Consider the following 24,647-nt stretch of genomic DNA (forward strand, 5'->3'; position numbering starts at 1 on the left):
AAGAAGGTACCCCGGAACGTCGGTGAAGCGTGAGGTCAGGGTGGTAGCGACGGCAGGCCCGTGGCGGGGTCGGCCCGGTGGCGGGGTCAGCGGCTCGCGTACCGGACCTCGTCCAGCGGCCACCGCTCGGCGAGCCAGGCGCGGACGGCCCGGTACAGCGGGGCGTCGAGTCCGGCGCGGTCGGCGCGGACCCAGGAGCTGACGACCGCCACGGACGGGTCCTCGCGGTCGGGGTAGAGGTAGACGCAACCGATCACCTCGCCCCCGGCGGGGTCCAGGACGGTGTAGGTGAAGCCGGTGCGGTTCGCGAAGTCGGCGGCGTGCCCGCGCAGGTCGGCCAGGTTCTGCTCCGCCGTCATCCCGGCGACGGGCGGCCAGTTGCGGCCGACGAAGCCGGGGGTGGCGCGGATGTGCTCGATGCTGCTGGTCCAGGCGGCGAGGTCCGAGTCGTTGTGCTGCTCGCCCAGGGGCTCCAGGCGGAACTCCGGGGCGAGCAGCTCGCGGGGGACGGTGAAGTCCGCGGGCACCAGTGGGTGGGTCGTCATGGCGATCAACCTAGGGCCCTTCTCCGCACTCCCGCCTGGGTTTATTCGGCGACCCGGTGCACGGTGCGGCCGCGGACGACGGTGCGCAGGCAGGCCGGCAGGGGGCGGCCGGGGGTGAGGTCGGGCAGGCCGGGGGTGCCGGAGCGCGGGTCGGTGGACCAGCCCGCCACCCGGGAGTCGGGGGCCTGGACGACCAGTTCGTCCGCGGCCCAGATCGCGTAGCTGGCGACCGCACCGGGCACGAGCACGCCGTCTTGGTCGCGGCCGATCGCACGCCAGCCGCCGCGGGTGTGTGCGGTGAAGGCGGCGCGTACGGAGATCCGGTGCTCCGGGGTCCGGTGGAAGGCGGCCGCGCGGACGGTGCCCCAGGGGGCGAGCGGGGTGACCGGGGCGTCCGAGCCGAAGGCCAGCGGGACGCCGGCGCGCAGCAGGGCGGCGAAGGGGTTGAGCGCCGCGGCCCGCTCGGCACCGAGCCGCTGGACGTACATGCCCTCCGGGCCGCCCCAGGCGGCGTCGAAGGCGGGCTGGACGGAGGCGGTGAGGCCGAGTTCGGCGAAGGCGGCGATGGCCTTGTCGTCCAGCGCCTCGGCGTGCTCGACGCGGTGGCGCAGGGCCTTGACCCGCCCGGCGCCGACCCGCTCCCCGGCGGCCCGGACGCCGTCGAGGACGGCGGTCACGGCCGCGTCGCCGATGGCGTGGAAGCCGGCCTGGAGCCCGGCCTCGGTGCAGGCGGCGACGTGGTCGGCGACCTGCTCGGCGGTCAGGTAGGCGGTGCCGGTGTGGGCGGCGTCGGCGTACGGGGTGTACAGGCAGGCGGTGTGCGAGCCCAGCGCGCCGTCCACGAAGAGGTCGCCGCCGGCGCCCACCGCGCCGAGCCGGCGGGCCGTCTCGACGCCGCCCAACTCGCCCCAGTAGCCGAAGACTTCGGGCCCCTCCTGGTCGGCCGCGAGGGCCAGCAGGGCGGCCAGGTCGGCTTCGGAGGAGATCTCCGGGCCGGCGCACTCGTGCAGCGCGCCGATGCCGAGCTCGGCGGCCCGGGTGAGGGTCGCGCGCTGGGCGCGGTGGCGCTGCACGGGGGTGAGGTGGGCCAGCGCGGTCTGCCGGACGGCGTGGTGGGCGTCCTTGGTGAGCGGGCCCTCGGCGGAGTGGCCGGGCCGCTCGGCCAGGCCGCCGGCCAGGGTGCGCAGCGCGGTGGTGGCGAGGGCGGAGTGCACGTCGGTGCGGGAGAGGTAGAGCGCGGCGCCGCGGGCGGCGGCGTCGAGTTCGGCGAGCGTGGGCGGGCGGCCCTCGGGCCAGCCGGTCTCGTCCCAGCCGTGGCCGATGAGCACCCCGCCGGGCTCGGGGCGGGCGTCGACGAAGTCCGTGACGGCGGCGAGGGCAGCGGTCAGCGAGGGGCTGCCGGTGAGGTCGAGGCCGGTGAGCGCCAGGCCGGTGGCGGTGGCGTGCACGTGGGCGTCGACGAAGGCGGGGGTGACCAGGGCGCCGTCCAGCTCGACGATCTCGTCGGCGGTGGCGGCGTACGCCTCGGCGGCGCCGTCGCTGCCGACCCAGGCGATGTGCTCGCCCTCGACGAGCATCGCGGTGGCGAAGGGGTCGGCGGGGCTGTAGACGGCGCCGCCGCGCAGCAGGACGGTCCGGGGGGTGCGTTCGGTCATGCCGCTAAGTCTGCACCTGCGGGGTTCGCGCTCAGAGCTTCGGGGGTCGGGCCTCGTACGGGGTGGAGAGGACGACGGTGGTGCGGGTGGAGACGCCGGCGGCGCTGCGGATGCGGGCGAGCAGGTCCTCCAGGTCGCCGGGGGCGCCGACGCGCACCTTGAGGATGTAGTTCTCGTCGCCGGCGACGCTGTGGCAGGCCTCGATCTCGGGCAGGCCGGCCAGCCGTTCGGGGGTGTCGTCCGGGGCGCTGGGGTCGAAGGGTTTGACCGAGATGAACGCGGTCAGCGCCAGATCGACGGCGTCGGGGTCGATGATCACGGTGTAGCCGCGGATCACCCCGCGCTGTTCGAGGCGGCGCACCCGCTGGTGCACCGCCGAGGTGGACAGGCCGGTGGCCTTGCCCAGGTCCGTGTAGCTCATCCGGCCGTCCTCTAGGAGCAGCTGGACGATGCGTTGGTCGAGATCCTCCACAGTGCGCAAACCTACCCGGTCGGGGGCACGGGGGCGCACGCGGTGTCACAACGGGCGGCCACAGGTGTCAGCCGGGCAAATGCCGGGCGAATGTGGCGGTGGATGTGGCCAAGGACACACCCGGTGCATCACGGTGCACCGGACCGCAGGGTTATGAGCCCGAATCGCAGGGAAGTGCTGGTCTTGGCCCCGGGCGACCACGCCGGGCCCGATCCGAGGGGGATCCTCATGCCGACTGACCAGCGTTCCCTGGGCGCCGACGAGACCGACGATACGACCGGCCGCGACGACCTCGCGGTCGATCACGGCCACGGCCCGGGCATCGATCCGGGCGAGGCCGAGACCTGGGACATCTTCCGGGTCCACTGCCCCGAGTGCCGCCGCCCGATCGCCCTGGTGGCCGACGAGGAGCGGCTGCCGCAGCACGCGCTGCTGCCGACCGCCTGGAACCCCTTCGCCCCCGCGCTCTGCCCGGGCTCGGGCACGCCGACCGACGACCTCGACGAGGTCGAGAGCCCCGCGGACGCCCGACCCGCCGGGCTCGACGCGCTGTTCCGGCTCCCCACCGAACTCGACTGGCGCACCCAGCCGTTCTCGCACGCGGTGGCGCACCCGCCGGTGCGCACCGCCGCCGTCACCCCGGCCATCCCGGAGCAGCGCCGCCACCTCGTCCGGCGCTGATCCGGCCGCCCGCACGGGCGGGTCGACGCAGCGCCGAAGACGCCTCCGGCCGTCACTCCGCACCCTGGAGTGACGGCCGGAGGCCGTTCGTGGCGGGCCTCGGCCCGCGGTTCGGTTCCTGCTTCGGCCCGTGGTTCGACCCTTGGTTCAGTCCTCGGTGCGGCCCTCGGTTCAGTCCTTGGTGCGGCCCTCGGCTCAGCCCTTGGTGAGGTGGCGGCCGATCACCAGGCGCTGGATCTGGTTGGTGCCCTCGACGATCTGCAGCACCTTCGCCTCGCGCATGTAGCGCTCGGCCGGGAAGTCCTGGGTGTAGCCGTAGCCGCCGAGCACCTGGACGGCGTCGGTGGTCACGCGCATCACGGCGTCGGTGCAGAACAGCTTGGCCATCGCCGCCTCCTTGGAGAACGGCCGGCCCGCGTCCCGCAGCCGGGCGGCGGACAGGTAGAGCGCCCGTCCGGCCTCGATCTGGGTGGCCATGTCGGCCAGCATGAAGGACAGCCCCTGGAAGTCGGCGATCGGGCGGCCGAACTGGCGGCGGGTGCGCGCGTAGTCGACCGCGAGGTCGAGCGCGGCCTGCGCGACGCCGACCGCGCAGGCGGCGATGCCGAGCCGGCCGGAGTCCAGGGCGGCGAGCGCGATCTGGAAACCCTGGCCCTCCTCCCCGATCAGCCGGCTGCGGGGGATCCGGGCGCCGTCGAAGTGCAGCTGCGCGGTCGGCGAGGAGCGCATGCCCATCTTGTGCTCCGGCGGGGCGGCCGACAGGCCCTGGGCGTCGCCCGGGACGAGCAGGCAGCTGATGCCCTTGGCGCCCTCGCCGCCGGTGCGCACCAGGGCGCTGTAGAAGTCCGCCCGGCCGCCGTGGGTGATCCACGCCTTGGTGCCGTTCACCACGTACGCGTCGCCGTCGAGGTCGGCACGGGTGCGCAGCGCGGCCGCGTCCGAGCCGGACTGCGGCTCGGAGAGGCAGTAGGCGCCGAGCTGCTCGCCGGAGAGCATCCCGGGCAGCCACCGGGCCCGCTGCTCCTCGGTGCCGAAGGTGGCCAGCGCGTGGCAGGAGAGGGTGTGCACGCTGACGCCGAGGCCGATGGCCAGCCAGCCGGCCGCCAGCTCCTCCAGCACCTGGAGGTACACCTCGTAGGGCTGCTCGCCGCCACCGTACTGCTCGTCGTAGGGCAGGGAGAGCAGGCCGGCCTCGCCGAGGGTGCGGAAGACCTCCCGCGGGAAGCGGCCGGCGGCCTCGTCCTCGGCCGCGCGGGGCTGCAGCTCGCGCTGGACCAGATCCCGGGTGAGGCTCAGCAGCTCGTGGGCCTCCTCGCTGGGCAGCTGGCGCTCCACGGCTTTCACAGGGGACGGGGTCATGGCGGCGGTCGCCTCCTCGTTCGGGCGCCGAACCGTGGTGTGGCTGGTCCGGCGCGGGTGTGGCAGGTCGGCCCGACCGGCACCGGATCACGGTGAACGGCCGTTCACAGGCATGGCGATGCGAGTATGCCGGAAACCCGCGTCGCCGTCACGATCACCCTGGAGGAACTGGCCGGAGTGGTGGGCTACGGCACCGTAGGGTTGACGTTGTGGCTGCATCCGGAACCCTCTCCCCCACCCTTCCGCCCGCTACCGGCGACGCGCTGGCCTCGCTCGCGGCGGAACTGTGCGCGCTGCCGCCGTCCTGCGGACCGGTGCGGCTGGTCGCGGTGGACGGGCACGCGGGCTCGGGCAAGACGACCTTCGCCGGGCGGCTGGCGGCGGCGCTCGGCGGGGCGCCGGTGGTCCACCTCGACGATCTGGCCACCCACACCGAGCCCTTCGCCTGGGCCGGGCGGCTGCGTGCGCAGGTGCTGGAGCCGCTGGCGGCCGGCCGGGACGGCGCGCACGGGGTGTACGACTGGACGCTGCGCCGCTTCGCGGGCACGGCCGCGGTGCCGGCCGCCCCGGTGGTGCTGGTGGAGGGTGTCGGCGCCGGGCGACGGGCGGTGCGGCCGTGGCTGGCCCGGGTGATCTGGATGGAGTTGGACGCCGCCTCGGCCCGGCGGCGCGGCGAGGAGCGCGACGGGCCGGAACTGGCCGAGTTCTGGGCCGGCTGGGCCCGGGCCGAATCGGCGCATTTCGCCGCCGATCCGAGCCGCCCGTTCGCCGGGACGAGGGTCGACGGGGTGACCGGGCGAATCACGCCGGGCACCGTGGGTGAACCTTCAACAAGCCCTTGACCTGCGGCATCACCAGGTTCTAGGTTCTCATCAGCTGCCGGAACGGGATGTTCCGGCCGCCTCGGACCCGGCGTCCCCGACTTGTTCCCCCGTGAGCCGGGGGCGCCGTCCGGTCCCTTTCCGAATCACGCTCCCCCACCGCCGATCCGGGCCGTCACCCGCTCAACGACCGCTCGCACGATCGCATTTGACTCCGTGCGGCACCCTTCCGGATCAGCGCCACGCCGGTACGATTCCTCGCAGGCGCATATGCGCCCGGGGGCTTCCGACCACCGGCCCGGCTGCACGCAGGCAACCCGCCACCGAGCCCCGGGCCAAGCCGCGGGGGGCGTGAGTGACGACGGTGGACAGTTCCGACAGCAACGCGGGCGGCCCGGACCGGCTCGCCGACCGCGCGTGGCAACGTGCCATGGACGCCTACACGGCGGGCGCGTACGCCCGTGCCGAGGAGGAGTTCCGCGCGGCCGTCCGCCTGGACCCGGGCATGGCCGACGCCTGGCTCGGCCTGCACGCGCTGCGCAGCGACACCTCGGCGGCGCTGCTGGCCATGTACCGCAACCAGAAACGGTTCGGTGAGCAACGGCACCGGCACCGACGGCCGCTCAGCTCCTGGTACTGGCTGGGCTGGTGGGTGCAGCCCGTCCTGGAGGACGCCCGCGACCTCGCGTTGGCGCACGCCTCGCACTGGTTGGACGGCCGCCACCTGGCCGAGTTGGACCGGGCGCTGGAACAGTGCCCGGCGCCCAGCGAGGACCCGTCCGCCCAGTTCCTGTACGCCTGCCGGTCCTATCTGCTCAAGGACTGGGAGCAGTTGATCCGGGACACCGACCGGTTACTGGACGACCCGCTGCTGGGCATCGAGGCCGGGCTGTTCGCCGGCATGGCACGCGTCCGGCTGGACATGTGCGCCCAGGCGCAGGCGCCGCTGGCCGCCTCGCTGGCCCGCTGCCGCTCCGAGCAGCCGCAGCGCAAGGAACTGCGGTACTGGCTGGCCCGGGCGTACGAGGGGGCCGGGCGCAGTGCGGCCGCGCTGCCGCTCTACCGGGCGGTGCACCGGGCCGATCCGGTGTTCATGGACACCGCGGCGCGGCTGGCCGCGATCACGGCGGAGGACGCCCTGGCGGACGACCTGCCCGACGGCCTGTCGGACGGCTTGTCGGGCGGCCTGTCGAGCGGTCTGTCGAGCGGCGGTTCGCCGGCGGGCGGTCGGTCGGCCGGGATCGAGGACGTCGAGCCGGACGAGGCCGACCTCCAGGACGAGGCCGGGTACCCCGCGACGGGCGGGTTCGGCGACGGGGCGTCCGGGTTCACCGGCGGGCCCGGGTACGCCGAGGAGGCCGGGTTCACCGAGGGACCGGGATTCGCGGACGCGCCCGGGTACGCGGACGGGCCCGGGTTCGCCGCGGGGCCGGGCCAGGGCGTCCCCCCGGCTCCGGACCCCGCACCGCAGGCGGCCGGCGAGCGATCGGGTGCACCGGGCGGCTCCGCCGCACCGGCGCCGCTGCCCGTCCGCGCCGAGGCCCAGCCCCGTACCGTCCCCGGGCCGGCCGCCCAACCGGTCGACGACGAGCGCGAGTTGGACGCCGCGCTGGCGGAGCTCTCACTGATGGTGGGCCTGGAGCCGGTCAAGCGCCAGGTGCGGGCGCTGTCGGCACAGCTGCGGATGTCCAGGCTTCGGGCCGCGCAGGGCCTGCCCGTCCAGCCCCCCAAACGCCACTTCGTCTTCTCCGGCCCCTCCGGCACCGGGAAGACCACCGTGGCACGGATCCTCGGACGCGTCTTCCACGCCCTCGGGCTACTCTCCGGAGACCACCTGGTCGAGGCCCAACGAGCCGACCTGGTTGGCGAGTTCCTCGGCCAGACCGCGGTCAAGGCGAACGAGTTGATCGACTCCGCGCTGGACGGCGTGCTGTTCATCGACGAGGCGTACAGCCTCTCCAACTCCGGCTACACCAAGGGCGACGCCTACGGCGACGAGGCGCTCCAGGTGCTGCTGAAGCGCGCCGAGGACAACCGCGACCGCCTGGTGGTGATCCTGGCCGGCTACCCCGAGGGCATGAACCGGCTGCTCGCCACCAACCCCGGCCTCAACTCCCGCTTCACCACCCGGGTCGACTTCCCCAGCTACCGCCCGAACGAGCTGACCGCGATCGGCGCCGCGCTGGCCGGCCGGGACGGCGACGGCTGGGACGAGGACGCGGCCGAGGAGCTGGCCAGCATCTGCACCCACGTGGTCCGCGAGGGCTGGATCGACGAGCTGGGGAACGGCCGGTTCATCCGCACCCTGTACGAGAAGTCCTGCGCCTACCGGGACCTGCGGCTCTCCCTGCTGCGCGAGCCGCCGGGCCGGGAGGACCTGGCGACCCTGCGCCTGCCCGACCTCGTCCAGGCCTACGGGGAGCTGATCGACGGCCGCGGCTGAGACCGGCTCCCCTGGGCGGGTCCGGCCACTTCCGCCGGGCGCGCGAGGCCGGAGCACGCTGATCCACCGCGAATCGTCGGACACGCCCTCGCACGCTCACCCTCGGAGCAGCTTCGCCTCGCGCTCGGGGTCGAGCCCGACGTTCGGTCGGTCGGCGCGCTGCGGGGCGCCGCCGCCGATCGACTGCAGCCAGGCCCAGGTGTCCTCGACCGTCTCGGCCACCGGCCGGCAGCGCAGCCCGGCGCCGACCGCCCGGGCCACGGACGCGCCGTGCAGGAAGTCGTACAGCTCGCCGGGCGCCAGCCAGATCGGCAGCTCCGTCCACGGCTCGACGCCGGCCGCCAGGATGCGCTCGGGGTCGGTCCAGCGCAGGTCGGCGTCCGAGCCGGTGCCCCGCACACAGGCCTCCAGCAGTTCGCCCATCGTGGTGTGGCCCGCCGGGCTGACCACGTTGTACGGGCCGCCGAGCCGAGCCGCCACCGCGTCCAGGGTCCAGATCGCCAGGTCGCGGGCGTCGATGTACTGCAGCGGCAGGTCACGCGGGCCGGGGGCGAGCACCGGGCCGCCGCGGGCGATCCGGTTCAGCCACCAGGGCAGCCGGCCGATGTTCTCGTACGGGCCGAGGATCAGCCCGGCCCGGACGAGCAGGGCGCGCCCGCCGAACTCCGCCTCCAGCGCCAGCTCGGCACCGCGCTTGGCCTCCGCGTAGGGCACCTCGCCCTCGGCGTCCGGGGACGACGCGACCACCGGCGCCGACTCGTCCGCCCCGCCGACCAGCGGGTAGTCGTACACCGACCGGCTGGAGACGTACGCGTAGTGGCCGACCCGGCCGTTGAGCAGCCGGGCGCTGTCGCGCACCGCCGCCGGGGCCCAGGACCAGGTGTCCACCACCGCGTCCCACTCCCCCGTCGCCAGCGCCGCGAGCCCGCCCTCGGCGGTGCGGTCGCCCGACAGCACGGTCACGCCCTCGGGCGCGGGCTGCGTGCCGCGGTTGAGGGCCGTCACCTCCCATCCCCTGGCCAGCGCCTCCTCGGCGACGGCCCGTCCGACGAAATTCGTTCCACCCAGCAGGAGAAGCCTCATGCCGACCACCCTGCGCCCAGGGTGGCCGGCATGGGAAGAGCTGAACGCTCAGGGCGGAATCGCCCGCAGCGGACACGCCGTCAGCGGAACGGGGAACCTCAGCCGGCGGACCGGTGGTCGGGGTCGTGCATCTCGCCGACCAGCTCCTCCAGCACGTCCTCCAGCATGACCACGCCGAGCGTGCGCCCGTCCTGGTCCAGCACGGCGGCCAGGTGGCAGGTCGCGCGACGCATCGCGCCGAGCGCGTCGTCCAGCGGGAGGCTGCCGCGCAGCACCGTGATCGGGCGCCACAGCCGGGCCGGGACGGGCGCGGACGGGTCCTCCACGTCGAGGACGTCCTTGAGGTGCAGGTACCCCAGGTAGCCGTGGCCGGCCGGGTCGCCGTCGGTGACCGGGAAGCGCGAGAAGCCGGTGCGCAGGGCGAGCTCCTCGACCTCTGCGGCGGTCACCTTGGTGTCCACGGTGACCAGTTGCTCGGGCTTGAGCAGCACCTCGGTGACCGGTCGGTGGCCCAGCTCCAGGGCGTCCTCCAGGCGCTCCTGGCGGCCCTCGTCGAGCAGGCCGGCGTCCCGGGAGTCGACCAGCAGGTACATCAGCTGCTCGGTGGTGAACACCGACTCGACCTCGTCCTTGGGCTCGACCCGGAAGAGCTTCAGCACACCGTTGGCGAACGCGTTCAGCACCCGGATCACCGGGGCCAGCCAGCGGGCCAGCCGGTCCAGCGGCGGGCCGAGCCAGAGCGCGGCCTTCTCCGGGCCGGCCATGGCCATGTTCTTCGGCACCATCTCGCCGATCACCATGTGCAGGAAGACCACGACGGCCAGCGAGATCCCGTACGAGAGCGGGTGCATCAGACCGGACGGGATGCCGATCGCGTGGAACGGGCCCTCCAGCAGGCTCGCGATGGTCGGCTCGGCGAGGGCGCCGAGGCCCAGCGAGCAGACGGTGATGCCGAGCTGGGCGGCGGCCAGCATCGCGGAGACGTTGGACAGCGCGTGCAGCACGGTGCGGGCGCGCTTGTGGCCGGCCTCGGCGAGCGGTTCGACCTGGCTGCGGCGCACCGAGACGACGGCGAACTCGGCGCCGACGAAGAAGGCGTTCCCGAGCAGCAGCAGGACGGCGACGGCCAGTTGGAGCGCGGTCATCGGGCGTCCTCCTGGCTCTCACCGAAGGAGGCCGGTGCGCTGGTGCGCTCGACCCGGACCTGGCTGGTGCGGTGCCGGTCGACACCCGTGACGGTGAGGCGCCAACCGGGCAGCTCGGCCTGTTCGCCGACCTCGGGCAGCTTGCCGAGCAGGTCGGAGACCAGGCCGGCCAGCGTCTCGTACGGGCCGTCCGGGGCGTTCAGGCCGATGGCCTCCAGCTGGTCGATCCGGGCGCGGCCGTCGGCCTCCCAGGCCGGCAGGCCGTTCAGCGGGGGCAGCGACAGCAGCTCGGGGCGGTCGGCGGGGTCGTGCTCGTCCTGCACCTCGCCGACGATCTCCTCGACGATGTCCTCGACCGTGACGACGCCGGCGGTGCCGCCGTACTCGTCGACCACGATGGCCATCGGCTGGAGGCGGCGCAGCTGGTCGAGCAGCCGCTCGGCGGGCAGGGTCTCGGGCACCAGCAGCGGCGGCGACGAGAGCCCGCCCACCCGGACCAGGCCGCGGCGGGCGGCCGGGACGGCGAGGGCGTCCTTGAGGGTCACGATGCCGGTGACCTCGTCCAGGCTGTCGGTGTAGACCGGGAAGCGGGACAGGCCGGTGGCCCGGGTCAGGTTGACCACGTCGGAGGCGGTGGCGTCGATCTGGAGGGCGGCCACGTCGATCCGCGGGGTCATCACGGACTCGGCGGTCAGCTCGCTCAGGCCCAGGGTGCGGACGAACAGGGTCGCCGACTCCTCGTCTATCGCGCCGGCCTTGGCCGAGTGGCGGGCCAGCGCGACCAGCTCGGCCGGGGTGCGGGCGTGTCCCAGCTCCTCCTGCGGCTCGACGCCGAAGGCGCGGACCGTCCGGTCGGCAGCCCCGTTCAGGAAGCTGATCAGCGGGCGGCAGACGAAGGAGAAGGCCATGTGCGGGGCGGCGACCGCGCGGGCCACCTGGAGCGGACGGGAGATCGCCCAGTTCTTCGGGACCAGCTCGCCGATCACCATCTGCACCACGGTGGCGAGCACCATGCCGACCACCACGGCGACGCCGCGGGCGGCCGAGGCGGGCACGCCGATACCGGTCATGACGGGGCTGAGCAGGGTGGACAGGGCCGGCTGGGCGAGCATGCCGACCACTAGCGAGGTGACGGTGATGCCGAGCTGGGCGCCGGACAGTTCGAACGAGAGGTGCCGCAGGGCGCGGGCGACGCGGCCGGACTTGGCGTCGCCGGTCGCGGCGGAACGTTCCACCGCCCCGCGTTCCACGGTCACGAAGGCGAACTCGGCGGCCACGAACAGGCCGTTGGCGAGGATCAGCAGGAGGGCTGCGAGCAACAGCAGCCAGGCGGTGATCACAGTGCCGCCTGCCTTCCGCTGACAGGAAGGTGGGCGGCGCAGGTACTACCGGACGGATCGTCCATCGAGGGGGAGTGTCACTCCTCAGGTCGCTTTCGGGCAGGGCGGAAGCTTTGCCCTGCTTTTACCAGCGTAGACCATACCGGGACGATGGTAGGAGGAGTGTTCGGACCCGCCCGACCGAGGATTCCCAGGTCGGAGCGGGTCCGGGCGGACCTGGCTGGGCTCGGGCGGGCCTGGGTGGGCCTGGATGGGGTGGTGGCCGCCCGGGGTTCAGGCCTGGGCGTGGTGCTCGACCAGATCACGCAGGGCACGGGCGTCCGCGATCGCCTGGGCCTTGCCGACGCCGGACTGGATGCCGACCGCGGCGAGCGAGGTGCCGTCGGCCAGGTCGAGGGTGGCCCACGGGTCGCCCTGGCGGAAGTTGACCCGGACGATCTCGGCCCAGGAGAGCCGGCGGCTGCGGACGAAGTTGACCACCGTCACGCCCTGCGCGTCGGCGCTCACCCGGGGACGGGCCAGCATCAGGCCCACGCACGCGAACAGCACACCGCTGGCCGCCATCATGATCCGGTCGTTGAGCTGCCAGTTCTCCGGGAGCAGCACGGCCATCACGGCGAACAGCACCACCAGCAGCACGCAGACCGGCAGCAGCACGGCGCGGGTGCGGCGCGGCGCCCAGGTGACGGGGAACTCGACGGGCGGCGTGGACACGTGGGATCTCCGGTGGGGTGGTTCAGGGGAACGGTCGCTCCCGGGAAGGCTCGTTCCGGGAACGGCGGTCGTCGCGGACGGCGGTTCGGGGCGGGGCGCGGATCCGAGCGGGCGGATCCAGCAAAGGGCGGGGACGCCGACCGGCGTCCCCGCCCCATTCAACCGTTCCTTACCCGCATCGCGGCGGGCGCGGTCGCCGCCGCGCCGCTCAGAGGCGGCAGGCGTGGATGTTGGTGACCAGGATGGCCCGGGCGCCGATGCTCCACAGGTCGTCCATGATCTGCTGGGCCTCCTTGCGGAGCACCATCGAACGCACCGCCACCCAGCCCTCGGTGTGCAGCGGGGAGACGGTCGGCGACTCCAGGCCGGGGGTGAGCGCCACGGCGGCGCCGACCTTCTCGGCCCGGATGTCGTAGTCCATCAGCACGTAGCGGCGGGCCACCAGCACGCCCTGGAGGCGGCGCAGGAACTGCTCCACGCGGGCGTCCTCGCCCGCGCCCTTGGGGCGGATCACCACGGCGTCCGAGATCAGGATCGGCTCGCCGAACACCTCCAGGCCGGCGTTGCGCAGGCTGGTGCCGGTCTCCACCACGTCGGCGATCACGTCGGCGACGCCCAGCTGCACCGCGGTCTCCACCGCGCCGTCCAGCTTGGTGACGGTCGCCTTCACGCCGTGGTCGGCGAGGTGCTGCTCGACCAGCCCGGTGTAGGAGGTGGCGATCCGCAGGCCCTCCAGGCCCTTGACGTCCTCGACGGCCACGCCTTCGGGGCGGGCGAAGCGGAAGGTCGACCCGGCGAAGCCGAGGGCGAGCACCTCCTCGGCGTTGGAGTGCGAGTCCAGCAGCAGGTCGCGACCGGTGATGCCGACGTCCAGGCGGCCGGAACCGACGTAGACGGCGATGTCGCGCGGGCGCAGGAAGAAGAACTCGACCTCGTTGTTCGGGTCGACGAGAACGAGCTCCTTGGGGTCCTTCCGTTGGCGGTAGCCGGCCTCATGGAGCATCTCCGCCGCGGGACCCGAGAGCGAACCCTTGTTGGGGACGGCGATGCGCAGCATGGGAGGTTGGTTCCTTACCTGTTGGGAGGGGTGTGCAGTTCGAACCGGGTGTCGGAGGTGCTTTGTCGGACCGGGTCTCTTCGGACCGGGTCTAGAGGTACTTGTAGACGTCGTCGAGCGTCAGCCCACGGGCGATCATCATCACCTGAACGTGGTACAGGAGCTGCGAGACCTCCTCGGCCGTCTGCTCGTCCGACTGGAACTCGGCGGCCATCCAGACCTCGGCGGCCTCCTCGACGACCTTCTTGCCGATCGCATGGACGCCCTGCTGGACGAGCTGCGCGGTACGGGAGGACGAGGGGTCGCCGGTGGCGGCCTTCTGCTGGAGCTCGGCGAAGAGCTCCTCGAATGTCTTCGAAGCCATGATGGACTCACCTTACGGCGTGCTGGGTCACGGGCGGTAAACGGTCCCGGACCGTGGACGGTCCGATGGACGTCCACGGTCCGGGTCCGGACGGTCCGCTCAGAGCGCGGCGCGCAGCACCGCGGCGGTCGCGACGGCGGCGGTGACGGCCTCGTGGCCCTTGTCCTCGGCGGAGCCGGGCAGGCCGGCCCGGTCGATCGCCTGCTCCTCGTTGTCGCAGGTCAGCACACCGAAGCCGACCGGGACGCCGGTGTCGACGGTGACCTGGGTGAGGCCGGCGGTGGCCGCCTGGCAGACGTAGTCGAAGTGCGGGGTGCCGCCGCGGATCACCACGCCGAGGGCGACCACCGCGTCGTAGCCGTGGTCGGCGAGTCGCTTGGCGGCGACCGGCAGTTCGAAGGTGCCGGGGACGCGCAGCACGGTCGGCTCCGCGACGCCCAGTTCCTTGAGCGCGCGGTGGGCGCCGTCCAGCAGGCCGTTCATCACCTTGTCGTGCCACTGGGCGGCGACGACGGCGACCTTGAGGTCGGCGGCGCCGTCGATGGTCAGCTCAGGGGCTCCGTGGCCGCTCATGTTCGTACTTCCTGTCCGTCGTGATGGGGGCGGGCGTGTTCAGGGGCCCGTGGAGGAGGGCGGTGTGGTCAGGAGCCGAGGCCGGGCAGGTCGTGGCCCATCCGGTCGCGCTTGGTGCGCAGGTAGCGCAGGTTGTGCTCACCGGGCGCGATCTCGACCGCTTCGCGCCCCTTGACCTTGAGGCCGTGCTCGGTGAGCGCGGAGACCTTCTCCGGGTTGTTGGTGAGCAGGGTGAGCGAGCGGACGCCGAGGTCCACCAGCATCTGCGCCGCGATGCTGTAGTCCCGGGCGTCGGCCGGCAGGCCGAGGTCGAGGTTGGCGTCGACGGTGTCGCGCCCCTGCTCCTGGAGTTCGTAGGCGCGCAGCTTGTGCGCCAGGCCGATCCCCCGGCCCTCGTGGCCGCGCAGGTAGAGCACCACGCCGCGGCCGGACTCGGCGACCCGGTGCAGCGAAGCCTCCAACTGCGGGCCGCAGTCGCAGCGCAGCGAGCCGAAGACGTCGCCGGTCAGGCACTCGGAGTGGACCCGGACCAGGACGTCCTCGCCCTCGGGCAGCCGGCCGTCGGCGCCGAGACCGCCGGCCACCAGCGCGATGTGCTCGACACCGTCGATGGTGCCCTTGTAGCCGACGGCGGTGAACTCGCCGTGGACGGTGGGCAGGGCGGTGACGGCGGCCCGGTCGACGTGCAGCTCGGTGCGGCGACGGTAGGCGATCAGGTCCTCGATGGAGATGATCGCGAGGCCGTGTTCGCGGGCGAAGGCGACCAGTTCGGGCAGCCGGGCCATGGTGCCGTCGTCGTTGACCACCTCGGCGATCGCGCCGGCCGGCGGCAGTCCGGCGAGCCGGGCCAGGTCGACGGCCGCCTCGGTGTGGCCGGGGCGGACCAGCACCCCGCCCTCGACCGCGCGCAGCGGGAAGACGTGCCCGGGGCGGGTGAGGTCGCCGGGCTCGGTGCCGGGCGAGGACAGCAGCCGGACGGTGCGGGCGCGGTCGGCGGCGGAGATGCCGGTGTCGACCCCCTCGCGGGCGTCCACCGAGACGGTGTACGCGGTGCCCTTGCGGTCCTCGTTGACCTGGGTCATCGGCGGGAGCTTGAGGCGGTCCAGCTCCTCGCCGGTCATCGGGGCGCAGATCACGCCGGAGCTGTAGCGGATGGTGAAGGCCATCAGCTCGGCGGTGGCGGCGGAGGCCGCGAAGACGATGTCGCCCTCGTTCTCCCGGTCCTCGTCGTCGACCACGACCACGGCACGGCCGAGGGCGATGTCCGCGATCGCCCGCTCGACCGGGTCGAGGACGAGTTCGAGGTCGAGGGTGTGGTTCTCGGTCATACCGTGGCTCCCTGCGGGACGGTGGCGGAGTTGACGCGCGGCTCACGGGTGCTCAGCCACCACGAGCGCAGGCCGAGCAGCACCAGGACGAAGTAGAGCGAGTAGGTGAGGCCGGAGAAGGAGTAGCCGCTGTTGAAGGCGAACGGGACGCCCACCACGTCGACGGCGATCCAGGCGAACCAGAACTCCACCCAGCCGCGGGCCTGGGCGACCATCGCGGCCAGCGTGCCGACGAAGATGTAGGCGTCCGACCAGGGGCTCCAGGACAGGCTGGGGTAGGACGTGAACAGCCAGGCCAGCGCGACGGTGCCGGCCGCGGTGCCCGCAGCCAGCGCGGCCCGCTCGGGCCAGGTGGCGAACCGGACGGCGATCGTGCCGCTGTCCCGGCGGCCCCGCCGCCACTGGCTCCAGCCCCAGGCGGCGGTGACGATCACGATCAGCTGCTTGCCGATCAGACCGGGGACGTGGCCCCCGAGGTAGGCGGCGATCAGCACGACGCCCGACAGGAGTTGGACCGGCCAGCTCCAGACCGAGCGGCGCCAGCCGAGCGCGAGGGCGGACATGCCGAGCAGGTTGCCGAACATGTCGGCCCACTTCACGTGTTCACCGAGGACGGTGAACGCTTCTCCGCTGAGCCAGCTCACTTGGACTCTCCGGCGATCGTCGGGGGGAGGGCGCGGGAGTCGAGCAGCCGCTCGACGTACTTGGCGAGCACGTCCACCTCGAGGTTGACGCTCTCTCCGACGGCCTTGGCGCCGAGCGTGGTCAGCGCGAGGGTGGCGGGGATGAGGCTGACGGTGAAGCTGTCGCGCGCGGCCTCCACCACGGTGAGGCTGACGCCGTCGACCGTGATCGAGCCCTTCTCCACCAGGTAGCGGGAGATGGTGTCGGGCAGCGAGAAGCGCAGCACCTCCCAGCGCAGGGCGCCTGCCGCGTCGCGCTCGCCGGGCTCGCGGCTCAGCAACGTGCCGGTGGCGTCGACGTGGCCCTGGACGAGGTGTCCGCCGAGCCGGGCGCCGAGCGCCATGGCACGCTCCAGGTTGACCCGGGAGCCGGGCTTCAACTCGCCCAGACTGGAACGGCGCAGCGTCTCGGCCATCACGTCAGCGCTGAACTCGCTGGTGCCGGAAGCCAGTTGGTCGGGGGTGTCGACGACGGTCAGGCAGACGCCGTTGACCGCGATGGAGTCGCCGTGCCGCGCATCCGTACAGACCACCGGGCCGCGCAGGCGGATTCGCGAGGAGTCGCCGATCTCCTCGATCGACACGACCTCGCCGAGCTCTTCGATGATGCCGGTGAACACCCGGGTTCTCCTCGCGCTTGGGGCGCGGACTCCGGGGCGGCATAGGGAGATGACACGGACGGGCAACGGTGCGCAGGCCGACGGCACGACCCGTCGCCGGGATGCCGAGGCCGCCGGGAGATCGCTCGCCCGGCCCGGGAGACACTGCTCCCGCCGTTCACCTGGCCGTGGCCCACCGGGGGGCCACGGATATCGCTGTTCGTCCGCCCGCGCACGCCTCCCATCCGGACTTTAACCGTCGGTCCAGGAATTTCACCTGGTCAACCGGCCGCTGGCTGCGGACGGGTCGCGGACTGTAACCGCCGGTTCGGATTTTCACCGACCCCGGAGTGCGCTGAACGTCACTGCTGTCGTGGTCATTCTGCCACGGCCCGCGCAAGTCCAGGGAGAGCCTTCCGCTGTGGGCTGTTTCACGCGGTTGCGGGGAATGCGCGGCGGGGTGACTCGGAGCCGCGGGCAGGGCTACGGCGGGGCCGCGGTGACTCAGAGCGTGGCCGGCGCGGCGATCGGCATGAAGTGGGTGACCACGGGCGGGTGTGCGAGGTAGCACAGTTCGCCCTCCGAGCAGACCGGTCGGATCCGCCACATCGGACCCGCGTACCCGCGCAGGGCCTCCTCGTCGCGCCAGCGGGTCAGCACGATCACCCGGTGCCCGTCCTCGGTCACCGAGCGCAACAGCTCGCCGCCCAGACAACCGTCGGTCTGCCCGAGCTGCGGGATCACCTGTGTGGTCAGCAGCACGCAGAACTCCTCGATGCGACCGGCCAAGACCTGTCCGGCCCAGATCCTCACGATCACGACCACCACCTCCGAGGGGGAGCCCTTGGCCCCATTATCAGGGTAAAACCGCTGGTGGGGAGGGGTAGGACGAAGCTTTACCGACGGCTTGGGCCGCCCTGCGGCCCGGGATCCGGAAAGGGGCTCGGTTAGATTTCCGGTATGACCACCACACCGGAATCTGTCAGCCCGTCAACCATCGCTCCGGATGCGCCGGGCAGCCTGTTCGCCGCCCTCCGCGCGGGGGCGCTGACCGACCCGGACCAGCTGCGCGAGATCTACGAGCAGCCCGGCGACCACGCGCGCCGCAAGCAGGTCGACCACCTGCACGAGGTCGCGCGACGGCTGATCGCCTGTTCCTCGCTGGTGTTCGTGGCCAGCTCCGATGCCGCCGGACGCTGCGACGTCTCCCCGCGCGGCGGGCCGGCCGGGCTGGTCTCCGTCCTCGACGAGTACACCCTCGCCATCCCGGACGCCACCGGCAACAAGCGGTTGGACACCCTGCACAACGTCCTGGAGAACGGTCGGATCGGGCTGATCTTCGTCGTCCCGGGCCGGGACACCACGCTGCGGGTCAACGGGCGGGCCTGCGTCTCCACCGACCCGGAGCTGCTGCGGCAGCTGACCGCCGTCGGCAAGCCCCCGCGCAGCGCGATCGTGGTGGCCGTCGAGGAGGTGTACGCGCACTGCCCCAAGGCCTTCCTGCGCGGTTCGGCCTGGAAGCCGGAGAACTGGCTGGCCAAGGACGCCCAGCCGACCTCCGCGGAGATCACCCTCTCGCACCTGCGGGACGACGCGCTGACCATCGAGATGATCGAGCAGAACGAGCGGGAGGCGCTGCTCTACCGCTACGAGTGACGCGGTGGTCCCGTGATGCGGTGCCCCCGTTGTCGCTGCACTCCCCGCCCGGCGACGCGACGCTCCCGCCTCATGCTGTGCTCCCGCGTCGTGCGACGCGATGCCGCGCGGCGGCCGGCCCGGGTGGACCGGCCGCCGCGCGTCCGGCGCGCACCCGGCGCGCATCCGGCGCGCTCAGGCGGCCTTGGGCAGGTCCACCACCGGTGCGCCGTCGGCCGCGCGCTGGACGGCCTCGACGCCCTTGTGGGCGGCCTCCTTGCTGGAGTACCCCTGGCCGGTGGCGACGATCTCGCCGTTGCCCGCCTTGAGCCGGAACCGGTACTTGCCGCCGGCGTCCTCGTAGATCTCGAACTTGCCCACCATCCGGGCCACCTCCTCATGGGACGCGCGGGGCGCCCCTGTGGTCAGCCCCCCTCCAGCACGGTGCGCCCGCCGACCGAGCGGCCGCACCCGATCGGGGGCCGGACGGGTGATGCCGGTCCGCCACGGGTTTTCGGGGTGCCGGGGCGGGTGCCGGTGGCTTGAATGGACGGATGGACTGCGTCTTCTGCGCGGTGGTGGCCGGGGCGGAGCCCGCGCACCGGGTGCTGGACGACGAGGCGGCGGTGGCGTTCCTGGACCGGCGGCCGCTGTTCCCCGGCCACGTGCTGGTCGTACCCCGCGCCCACCACCGCACGCTGGCGGACCTGCCGGCCGCCGAGGTGGGGCCGTTCTTCCTCCGGGTGCAGCGGGTGGCGGCCGCGGTGGAGCGCGGGATGGGCGCGGCGGGGAGCTTCGTGGCGGCGAACAACCGGATCAGCCAGTCGGTGCCGCATCTGCACGTCCACGTGGTGCCGCGCAATCCGAAGGACGGGCTGCGCGGGTTCTTCTGGCCGCGGGGGAGGTACCCGGACGAGGCGGGGGCCGCGGAGGTCGCGGCGCGGCTGCGGGCGGCGCTCGGGGACTGACGGACTGGCGGGGTGGTGGGGTCGCCGGGGGTTCGGGGGCGCCCAGGGGAATCGGGGGCCGAGGGGGACGAGGGGGCTGAGGGAGTCGGGGGCGTTTCGTGTGCGGCCCGCCGTCGGCCACTTCCCCGCGTTTGTAAGCCAGTTTCACCAACCCTCTTGACAGGTATAGACCACTCCGCTTGAGTCGGTGTCGGCCCCGCACCGGCCCGCACCCCGGTCGGCCGTCCCCCCGCGACGCGCCCCCGCGCGGGCCCGGTTCCCCGGCCCCGCTCAGGTCCCTGTCTCGACGACGTGCGGCCCCCACCGCACAAGGGGTGATGACGTGTCATTGAAACGCCTGCTCGCGCTGCTCTCCGCCCTGATCACGGCGTTGGCGGTCGCGGTGTTCCTCCCCGCCTCCGCCAGTGCCGCCGCCTGCGGCACGCCGTGGAGCGCGGCGACCGCCTACACCGGCGGCGCGGCCGTCTCGTACAACGGGCACAACTGGACCGCCAAGTGGTGGACCCAGAACGAGGCCCCGAGCACCGGCGGCACCGGTGTCTGGGCCGACCAGGGCTCCTGCGACGGGTCCACCGGCTCCACGCCCGGCACCTGCGACTACCCCGCCTGGGTCGCCGGCCGCACCTACGCCACGGGCGACATCGTCCGGTACACCAACGGCGGCTACTACCGCGCCACCCACGACAACCCGGGCTACGACCCGGTCATCAGCACCTGGTACTGGGAGCCGTACAGCTGCGGCTCGACGCCCACGCAGCCGCCCGGCACGGGCGGATTCCCGGTCAGCCAGGCCCAGTTCGACCAGATGTTCCCGGGCCGGAACTCCTTCTACACCTACCAGGGCCTGATCGACGCGCTCAGCGCCTACCCGGGCTTCGCGACCACCGGCAGCGACACCGTCCGCAGCCAGGAGGCGGCCGCGTTCCTCGCCAACGTCAGCCACGAGACCGGCGGACTGGTGTACGTGGTCGAGCAGAACACCGCCAACTACCCGCACTACTGCGACACCTCGCAGCCGTACGGGTGCCCGGCCGGGCAGGCCGCGTACTACGGGCGCGGGCCGATCCAGCTGAGCTGGAACTTCAACTACAAGGCCGCCGGCGACGCGCTCGGCATCGACCTGCTGAACAACCCGAACCTGGTGCAGACCGACCCGGCGGTGGCCTGGAAGACCGGCCTCTGGTATTGGAACACCCAGAACGGGCCCGGCACCATGACCGCGCACAACGCCATGGTCAACGGGTACGGCTTCGGTGAGACGATCCGCAGCATCAACGGCTCGCTGGAGTGCAACGGCAACAACACCGCGCAGATGCAGCACCGGATCAGCCTGTACCAGAGCTTCGTCCAGATCCTCGGCACCGTCCCCGGGGGCAACCTGAGCTGCTGACGGCTCTTCGCGCGATGACGCCCCTCCGGGTCTGACCCCCGGACCGTCAGACGCCCCGCTCCGCTCGGCCGGTCGACACACGTCGGTGTCGGTACGTTGCCGAGCGTAGCGGGGCGTACTCCTGTGGGAGCAGCGGGGAGCGGGCGAAATCGTCGTTCCGGCGGACGATTTCGCAGGTCACGACGACCTAGGCTCACAGCCATGAACGAACTCGCCCGCCTTGTGCAACAGACCGCCGACCGGCTCGCCGGCCAACACGTCGGCGCGGTGGTCGCCGGGCTGGCCGGCGGCGACGTGGAGATCCGCGGCGCCGGGCGAGCCGGCCCGGGCGGCGCCGTGCCCGGGCCGCACACCCTGTTCGAAATCGGTTCCGTCACCAAGGTGTTCACCTCGCTCGTCCTCGCACGGCTGGTGCTCGCCGGCTCCGCCGGATCCACCGCCGGATCATCTGTCGGATCAGCCACCGGGTTCGACGCCGGGTTCGACGCCGGACCGGGCGTCGGACTCGACCAACCGCTCGCCGACGTGCTCGCGGGCATCCGGCCCGGCGGTGTCACCGTCCCGGACAGGGGCGGGCGGCCGATCACCCTGCGGCACCTCGCCACCCACACCTCGGGGCTCCCCCGCCTGCCCCGGGGGCTGCTGGCGACGGCGCTGCTCAAGCCCAACAAGCCCGATCCGTACGCCCATTGCGACACCGCGTACGTACTCGCCGGGCTCGCCCGGACGAGGCTGCGGGCCGCACCCGGGCGCAGCTTCCGCTACTCCAACCTCGGCGCCGGGCTGCTCGGCCTGGCTCTCGCCCACCGGGCCGGAACCGGCTACGAGGAGTTGGTGGCGCGTGAGGTCTGCCAACCGTTGGGGCTGGTGGACACCTGTGTGCGCGAGGGCCGGGAGCAGGCCGATCGGCTGGCGCAGGGGCACACCGCCGGCGGGCGGCCGGTCCCGCACTGGGAGCTCGCGGACATCCCCGGCATGGGCGGGCTCCGGTCGACCGCCGCCGACCTGGCGATATTCCTGCGGGCCCAGCTGGCCGCCGACCGCGAGCCGGACGCGCCGCTGGCGCCCGCGATCACGCTCACCCGGGAGACCCGGCACCGGGTCAACCCGTTCGCCTGGATGCACCTGGGGTGGCTCGCCCACCGCCTGCACACCCAGCAGGGCGGTCACCTACAGATCTGGCACAACGGCGGCACGGGCGGGTTCCGCTCCTTCGTGGCCTTCGATCCGGAGAAGCAGGTGGGGGTGGTGGTCCTGGTCAACACCCGCCGTTCCGCCGATCCGGCCGGCACGACCCTGCTGCGCACGCTGCAGAACGAGTTCGCGACGGCGAGGTGACGAGGTGCGGTGGAGGATCTTCCGACGGGGAGGGTGGACTGACGAGGAGCACACGAGGTCGGGCAGAGGGCGGGGTGAGGCCGTGGGCAGGGTGAGGTGGAGGATGGGGTAAGGCCATTTCGGGGCCAAGAGGTACCAATTGGCCCTGTTCGGGGGTCCGGCGGTCGGTCGATGCTCAGGGTCCGACAGCTGCGGTTCCGGTTGTGGTGTTCGCTCAGCGGGAGGTGACCGAGGTGGCGGTGGTGTGGCCCTTGGCCCGGGCGCGGTCGATCGCGGGTGGCGGCGGGCGGCTCGGCCGGGCGGTGCGGGTGCACCGTCGGTTCCGGCCGATGTCGTGGCGCGCCCGGGCGTGGGTGGACGCCGCCGCGGCCGCCGTCGCCGCAGCGGCCTGGCCGGCGACCGGGGAGTGGTGGCCCGCGCCCGTGGTGGCGGCCGTCGCGCTCACGGCCACGAGCGGCTACGGGTGGCTGCGGCCGACGCCGGGCCTGCGGTCCGTCCACGTGCACGAGGGCGGGCTGGTGCTGGTCGGGGCGGACGGCAGCGAGCGGCCGCTGCCGTGGGAGGCGGTGGAGGCCACCGAGTACTCCCCCGGCGGGCGGCGCGGGGTGGGCGAGGGCCGGATATGGCTGGTCGGCGTGGACGAGCCGCTGGCGGTGGCGCATCTACGGCGGCTGGACGGGCTCTTCCGGGAGCTCGACGAGCGGCTCTCCCCCGGGCTCCGGGGTGCACTGCACGAGGCACTGCGCACGGAGGGGGCCGTCCGGTTCGCCCGGGGGCGACTGTCCGTGACGGCCGGCGGGCTGGTGCACCGGCCGCCGCACCCGCTCGCCGCGACGGAGGCGTTCCGGTGGGCGGAGGTGCGGTCCGCGCAGGCCTCCGACCTCGGGGAACTGGAGATCCGCACGTACTCGGCCGGCCTGCCGCTCACCTTCCCGGTCCCGAACGCCGGCGCGGCGGCGGCGTTCATCGAGGAGGTCCGGGACCGGAGCCTCTGACCGGCCGGCGACCAGAGGGTTGGATTACCGAACTCACCGCTCTACAGTGGGTTCGGTTCTCCAACTGATCCCGCACGCCCTCACAGGAAAGGCGACCGCCATGCGCGACGCCGTGATCGTCGAAGCAGTCCGTACCCCCGTCGGGAAGGGCAAGCCGGGAGGGGCGCTCTCGGGTGTCCACCCGGTGGAGTTGCTCGCCCACACCCTTCAGGCGCTCATCGGGCGCAGCGGCGTCGACCCGGCCCTGGTGGACGATGTCATCGGCGGCTGTGTCGACCAGGTCTCCGAGCAGGCCATGAACACCACCCGCTACGCCTGGCTCGCCGCCGGGTTCCCGGAGTCCGTCCCGGCGACCACCGTCGACCGGCAGTGCGGCTCCTCCCAGCAGGCCGTCCACTTCGCCGCGCAGGGCGTCATCGCGGGGGCCTACGACCTGGCGGTGGCCTGCGGGATCGAGTCGATGAGCCGGGTGCCGATGTGGTCCAACGTGCCGCCGGGAGCGGACCCGTTCGGCGCCGCGGTCGCCGCCCGCTACCCGGGCGGGCTGATCCCGCAGGGCGTCAGCGCCGAGCTGATCGCCGCCAAGTGGTCGATCTCGCGCGAGGCGATGGACGAGTTCGCCACCGCCTCGCACACCAAGGCGGCGCGGGCCCACGCGGACGGCCGGTTCGAGGCCGAGCTGGCCCCGGTGCCGACGGGTGACGGCCGGCTGGTGGCGGCGGACGAGTCGGTGCGCCCGAGCACCACACCCGAGGTGCTGGCCGGCCTGCGGCCGTCCTTCGCCGATCCGGCCTTCGCCGAGCGCTTCCCGCAGATCACCTGGTCGGTGACGGCGGGCAACAGCAGTCCGATCAACGACGGCGCCTCCGCCGTGCTGATCACCAGCAGTGAGACCGCCGCCCGGCTCGGCCTGCGCCCGCTCGCGCGCTTGCACTCCTTCGCGGTCACCGGCTCCGATCCGCTGCTGATGCTCACCGGCGTGCTGCCCGCCACCGAGCAGGTCCTGCGGCGCTCCGGGCTCTCGCTCGCCGACATCGACCTGTTCGAGGTGAACGAGGCCTTCGCCAGCGTCGTCCTGGCCTGGCTCCAGGAGACCGGCGCCGATCCGGCGAAGGTCAACGTCAACGGCGGCGCGATCGCCCTCGGCCACCCGCTCGGCGCCAGCGGCACCCGGCTGATGACCACCCTGGTGCACGAGATGCGCCGACGCGGCGCCCGGTACGGGCTGCAGACCATGTGCGAGGCGGGTGGTCTGGCCAACGCGACGATCCTGGAGGCGCTCGATTAGGGCGTGTCCCACCGGGCGGGCCCCACCGGGCGTGTCCGACCGTTCCCGTCGGGCGTGCGACGCGGATCGGGTCGGAGGCTCCCTGATCCCGGCCGCCCCCTAAGGGTCCGCACCCGCACGCCCCGGAAGGGATCTCTCCATCGCTGAGGGGACGTCAACTTGCCTGCCCCC

At 73.3% G+C, this 24,647-nt stretch carries 25 protein-coding genes and 1 riboswitch; of the genes, 9 read left to right on the forward strand and 16 right to left on the reverse strand.

Features of this window, described 5'->3' with window-relative positions; all coding sequences use genetic code 11:
• Nucleotides 1–86: 86 nt before the first annotated feature.
• The 3 genes from P3T27_RS33680 to P3T27_RS33690 are packed head-to-tail and all read right to left on the reverse strand — an operon-like array spanning nt 87 to nt 2,672.
• The gene (locus P3T27_RS33680) at nt 87–545 is read right to left on the reverse strand and encodes an N-acetyltransferase (protein WP_280685076.1); all 459 of its coding nucleotides are present in this window, start codon (nt 543–545) and stop codon (nt 87–89) included.
• Nucleotides 546–586: 41 nt separating this feature from the next.
• On the reverse strand, nt 587–2,200 hold the full coding sequence (locus P3T27_RS33685; protein ID WP_280685077.1) for an amidohydrolase: 1,614 nt from the start codon (nt 2,198–2,200) through the stop codon (nt 587–589).
• 31 nt (nt 2,201–2,231) lie between these two features.
• Nucleotides 2,232–2,672, reverse strand: coding sequence for an Lrp/AsnC family transcriptional regulator (locus P3T27_RS33690; protein ID WP_280685078.1), 441 nt, complete (start codon nt 2,670–2,672; stop codon nt 2,232–2,234).
• A gap of 228 nt (nt 2,673–2,900) precedes the next feature.
• Here P3T27_RS33690 and P3T27_RS33695 point away from each other — a divergent pair, with 228 nt between their 5' ends.
• Nucleotides 2,901–3,353, forward strand: a complete 453-nt coding sequence (locus tag P3T27_RS33695) for a hypothetical protein (RefSeq protein WP_280685079.1) — start codon at nt 2,901–2,903, stop codon at nt 3,351–3,353.
• A 195-nt stretch (nt 3,354–3,548) separates the two neighbouring features.
• Here P3T27_RS33695 and P3T27_RS33700 read toward each other — a convergent pair whose 3' ends face one another.
• Nucleotides 3,549–4,712 carry an acyl-CoA dehydrogenase family protein gene (locus P3T27_RS33700; protein WP_280685080.1) on the reverse strand — a complete coding sequence of 388 codons (1,164 nt, stop codon included), beginning with the start codon at nt 4,710–4,712 and terminating at the stop codon, nt 3,549–3,551.
• A gap of 263 nt (nt 4,713–4,975) precedes the next feature.
• On the opposite strand from P3T27_RS33700, the gene P3T27_RS33705 reads away from it, so the two are divergent.
• Nucleotides 4,976–5,554, forward strand: coding sequence for a hypothetical protein (locus P3T27_RS33705; protein WP_280685110.1), 579 nt, complete (start codon nt 4,976–4,978; stop codon nt 5,552–5,554).
• 409 nt (nt 5,555–5,963) lie between these two features.
• Complete coding sequence (locus tag P3T27_RS33710; protein WP_280685111.1) at nt 5,964–7,976, forward strand: AAA family ATPase; 2,013 nt, start codon at nt 5,964–5,966, stop codon at nt 7,974–7,976.
• 96 nt (nt 7,977–8,072) lie between these two features.
• Here P3T27_RS33710 and P3T27_RS33715 read toward each other — a convergent pair whose 3' ends face one another.
• The 11 genes from P3T27_RS33715 to P3T27_RS33765 all read right to left on the reverse strand — a co-directional run bounded on the left by P3T27_RS33715 (nt 8,073) and on the right by P3T27_RS33765 (nt 17,681).
• Entirely contained in the window at nt 8,073–9,059 is a 987-nt protein-coding gene (locus tag P3T27_RS33715) for an NAD-dependent epimerase/dehydratase family protein (RefSeq protein ID WP_280685081.1), read from the reverse strand.
• 98 nt (nt 9,060–9,157) lie between these two features.
• Complete coding sequence (locus P3T27_RS33720; protein ID WP_280685082.1) at nt 9,158–10,204, reverse strand: hemolysin family protein; 1,047 nt, start codon at nt 10,202–10,204, stop codon at nt 9,158–9,160.
• The gene (locus P3T27_RS33725; protein WP_280685083.1) at nt 10,201–11,544 is read right to left on the reverse strand and encodes a hemolysin family protein; all 1,344 of its coding nucleotides are present in this window, start codon (nt 11,542–11,544) and stop codon (nt 10,201–10,203) included. Before P3T27_RS33725 ends, P3T27_RS33720 begins: the two co-directional genes overlap by 4 nt.
• 273 nt (nt 11,545–11,817) lie before the next feature.
• The gene (locus P3T27_RS33730) at nt 11,818–12,258 is read right to left on the reverse strand and encodes a PH domain-containing protein (RefSeq protein ID WP_280685084.1); all 441 of its coding nucleotides are present in this window, start codon (nt 12,256–12,258) and stop codon (nt 11,818–11,820) included.
• Nucleotides 12,259–12,466: 208 nt separating this feature from the next.
• A complete protein-coding gene (gene hisG, locus P3T27_RS33735) occupies nt 12,467–13,315 on the reverse strand; it encodes an ATP phosphoribosyltransferase (protein ID WP_280685085.1) in 849 nt (282 codons plus the stop codon).
• 91 nt (nt 13,316–13,406) lie between these two features.
• Nucleotides 13,407–13,679, reverse strand: a complete 273-nt coding sequence (locus P3T27_RS33740) for a phosphoribosyl-ATP diphosphatase (RefSeq protein WP_280685086.1) — start codon at nt 13,677–13,679, stop codon at nt 13,407–13,409.
• Nucleotides 13,680–13,778: 99 nt separating this feature from the next.
• Entirely contained in the window at nt 13,779–14,252 is a 474-nt protein-coding gene (gene ribH, locus P3T27_RS33745; protein ID WP_280685087.1) for a 6,7-dimethyl-8-ribityllumazine synthase, read from the reverse strand.
• A 68-nt stretch (nt 14,253–14,320) separates the two neighbouring features.
• Entirely contained in the window at nt 14,321–15,580 is a 1,260-nt protein-coding gene (locus tag P3T27_RS33750) for a bifunctional 3,4-dihydroxy-2-butanone-4-phosphate synthase/GTP cyclohydrolase II (protein ID WP_280685088.1), read from the reverse strand.
• Nucleotides 15,577–16,224, reverse strand: coding sequence for a nicotinamide mononucleotide transporter family protein (locus tag P3T27_RS33755; protein ID WP_280685089.1), 648 nt, complete (start codon nt 16,222–16,224; stop codon nt 15,577–15,579). Before P3T27_RS33755 ends, P3T27_RS33750 begins: the two co-directional genes overlap by 4 nt.
• Complete coding sequence (locus tag P3T27_RS33760; protein WP_280685090.1) at nt 16,221–16,883, reverse strand: riboflavin synthase; 663 nt, start codon at nt 16,881–16,883, stop codon at nt 16,221–16,223. Before P3T27_RS33760 ends, P3T27_RS33755 begins: the two co-directional genes overlap by 4 nt.
• Before the next feature lie 208 nt (nt 16,884–17,091).
• Nucleotides 17,092–17,219, reverse strand: a riboswitch (FMN riboswitch).
• 147 nt (nt 17,220–17,366) lie between these two features.
• Nucleotides 17,367–17,681: an antibiotic biosynthesis monooxygenase gene (locus P3T27_RS33765; protein WP_280685091.1), complete on the reverse strand. Its 315-nt coding sequence runs from the start codon at nt 17,679–17,681 to the stop codon at nt 17,367–17,369.
• A 141-nt stretch (nt 17,682–17,822) separates the two neighbouring features.
• Here P3T27_RS33765 and P3T27_RS33770 point away from each other — a divergent pair, with 141 nt between their 5' ends.
• Nucleotides 17,823–18,518 carry an MSMEG_1061 family FMN-dependent PPOX-type flavoprotein gene (locus P3T27_RS33770; protein WP_280685092.1) on the forward strand — a complete coding sequence of 232 codons (696 nt, stop codon included), beginning with the start codon at nt 17,823–17,825 and terminating at the stop codon, nt 18,516–18,518.
• Nucleotides 18,519–18,692: 174 nt separating this feature from the next.
• Here P3T27_RS33770 and P3T27_RS33775 read toward each other — a convergent pair whose 3' ends face one another.
• On the reverse strand, nt 18,693–18,881 hold the full coding sequence (locus P3T27_RS33775; protein ID WP_280685093.1) for a DUF1508 domain-containing protein: 189 nt from the start codon (nt 18,879–18,881) through the stop codon (nt 18,693–18,695).
• Between the two features lie 170 nt (nt 18,882–19,051).
• On the opposite strand from P3T27_RS33775, the gene P3T27_RS33780 reads away from it, so the two are divergent.
• From P3T27_RS33780 to P3T27_RS33800, 5 genes are all read left to right on the forward strand, one after another.
• A complete protein-coding gene (locus tag P3T27_RS33780) occupies nt 19,052–19,465 on the forward strand; it encodes an HIT family protein (protein ID WP_280685094.1) in 414 nt (137 codons plus the stop codon).
• A 322-nt stretch (nt 19,466–19,787) separates the two neighbouring features.
• Complete coding sequence (locus P3T27_RS33785; protein WP_280685095.1) at nt 19,788–20,855, forward strand: glycoside hydrolase family 19 protein; 1,068 nt, start codon at nt 19,788–19,790, stop codon at nt 20,853–20,855.
• Nucleotides 20,856–21,056: 201 nt separating this feature from the next.
• The gene (locus tag P3T27_RS33790) at nt 21,057–22,193 is read left to right on the forward strand and encodes a serine hydrolase domain-containing protein (protein WP_280685096.1); all 1,137 of its coding nucleotides are present in this window, start codon (nt 21,057–21,059) and stop codon (nt 22,191–22,193) included.
• 203 nt (nt 22,194–22,396) lie between these two features.
• Entirely contained in the window at nt 22,397–23,188 is a 792-nt protein-coding gene (locus tag P3T27_RS33795) for a hypothetical protein (protein ID WP_280685097.1), read from the forward strand.
• Nucleotides 23,189–23,288: 100 nt separating this feature from the next.
• Nucleotides 23,289–24,476, forward strand: coding sequence for a thiolase family protein (locus P3T27_RS33800; protein WP_280685098.1), 1,188 nt, complete (start codon nt 23,289–23,291; stop codon nt 24,474–24,476).
• Nucleotides 24,477–24,647 lie beyond the last annotated feature (171 nt).

Source organism: Kitasatospora sp. MAA19, from assembly GCF_029894125.1.
Lineage (GTDB): Bacteria > Actinomycetota > Actinomycetes > Streptomycetales > Streptomycetaceae > Kitasatospora.

What these genes read in the sequence shown, in the direction of transcription:
- P3T27_RS33680 (WP_280685076.1), bottom strand. Translation starts at nt 545, where the DNA reads ATGACGACCCACCCACTGGTGCCCGCGGACTTCACCGTCCCCCGCGAG.
- P3T27_RS33685 (WP_280685077.1), bottom strand. Translation starts at nt 2,200, where the DNA reads ATGACCGAACGCACCCCCCGGACCGTCCTGCTGCGCGGCGGCGCCGTC.
- P3T27_RS33695 (WP_280685079.1), top strand. Translation starts at nt 2,901, where the DNA reads ATGCCGACTGACCAGCGTTCCCTGGGCGCCGACGAGACCGACGATACG.
- P3T27_RS33700 (WP_280685080.1), bottom strand. Translation starts at nt 4,712, where the DNA reads ATGACCCCGTCCCCTGTGAAAGCCGTGGAGCGCCAGCTGCCCAGCGAG.
- P3T27_RS33710 (WP_280685111.1), top strand. Translation starts at nt 5,964, where the DNA reads ATGGACGCCTACACGGCGGGCGCGTACGCCCGTGCCGAGGAGGAGTTC.
- P3T27_RS33715 (WP_280685081.1), bottom strand. Translation starts at nt 9,059, where the DNA reads ATGAGGCTTCTCCTGCTGGGTGGAACGAATTTCGTCGGACGGGCCGTC.
- P3T27_RS33720 (WP_280685082.1), bottom strand. Translation starts at nt 10,204, where the DNA reads ATGACCGCGCTCCAACTGGCCGTCGCCGTCCTGCTGCTGCTCGGGAAC.
- hisG (WP_280685085.1), bottom strand. Translation starts at nt 13,315, where the DNA reads ATGCTGCGCATCGCCGTCCCCAACAAGGGTTCGCTCTCGGGTCCCGCG.
- P3T27_RS33740 (WP_280685086.1), bottom strand. Translation starts at nt 13,679, where the DNA reads ATGGCTTCGAAGACATTCGAGGAGCTCTTCGCCGAGCTCCAGCAGAAG.
- ribH (WP_280685087.1), bottom strand. Translation starts at nt 14,252, where the DNA reads ATGAGCGGCCACGGAGCCCCTGAGCTGACCATCGACGGCGCCGCCGAC.
- P3T27_RS33750 (WP_280685088.1), bottom strand. Translation starts at nt 15,580, where the DNA reads ATGACCGAGAACCACACCCTCGACCTCGAACTCGTCCTCGACCCGGTC.
- P3T27_RS33770 (WP_280685092.1), top strand. Translation starts at nt 17,823, where the DNA reads ATGACCACCACACCGGAATCTGTCAGCCCGTCAACCATCGCTCCGGAT.
- P3T27_RS33775 (WP_280685093.1), bottom strand. Translation starts at nt 18,881, where the DNA reads ATGGTGGGCAAGTTCGAGATCTACGAGGACGCCGGCGGCAAGTACCGG.
- P3T27_RS33780 (WP_280685094.1), top strand. Translation starts at nt 19,052, where the DNA reads ATGGACTGCGTCTTCTGCGCGGTGGTGGCCGGGGCGGAGCCCGCGCAC.
- P3T27_RS33790 (WP_280685096.1), top strand. Translation starts at nt 21,057, where the DNA reads ATGAACGAACTCGCCCGCCTTGTGCAACAGACCGCCGACCGGCTCGCC.
- P3T27_RS33800 (WP_280685098.1), top strand. Translation starts at nt 23,289, where the DNA reads ATGCGCGACGCCGTGATCGTCGAAGCAGTCCGTACCCCCGTCGGGAAG.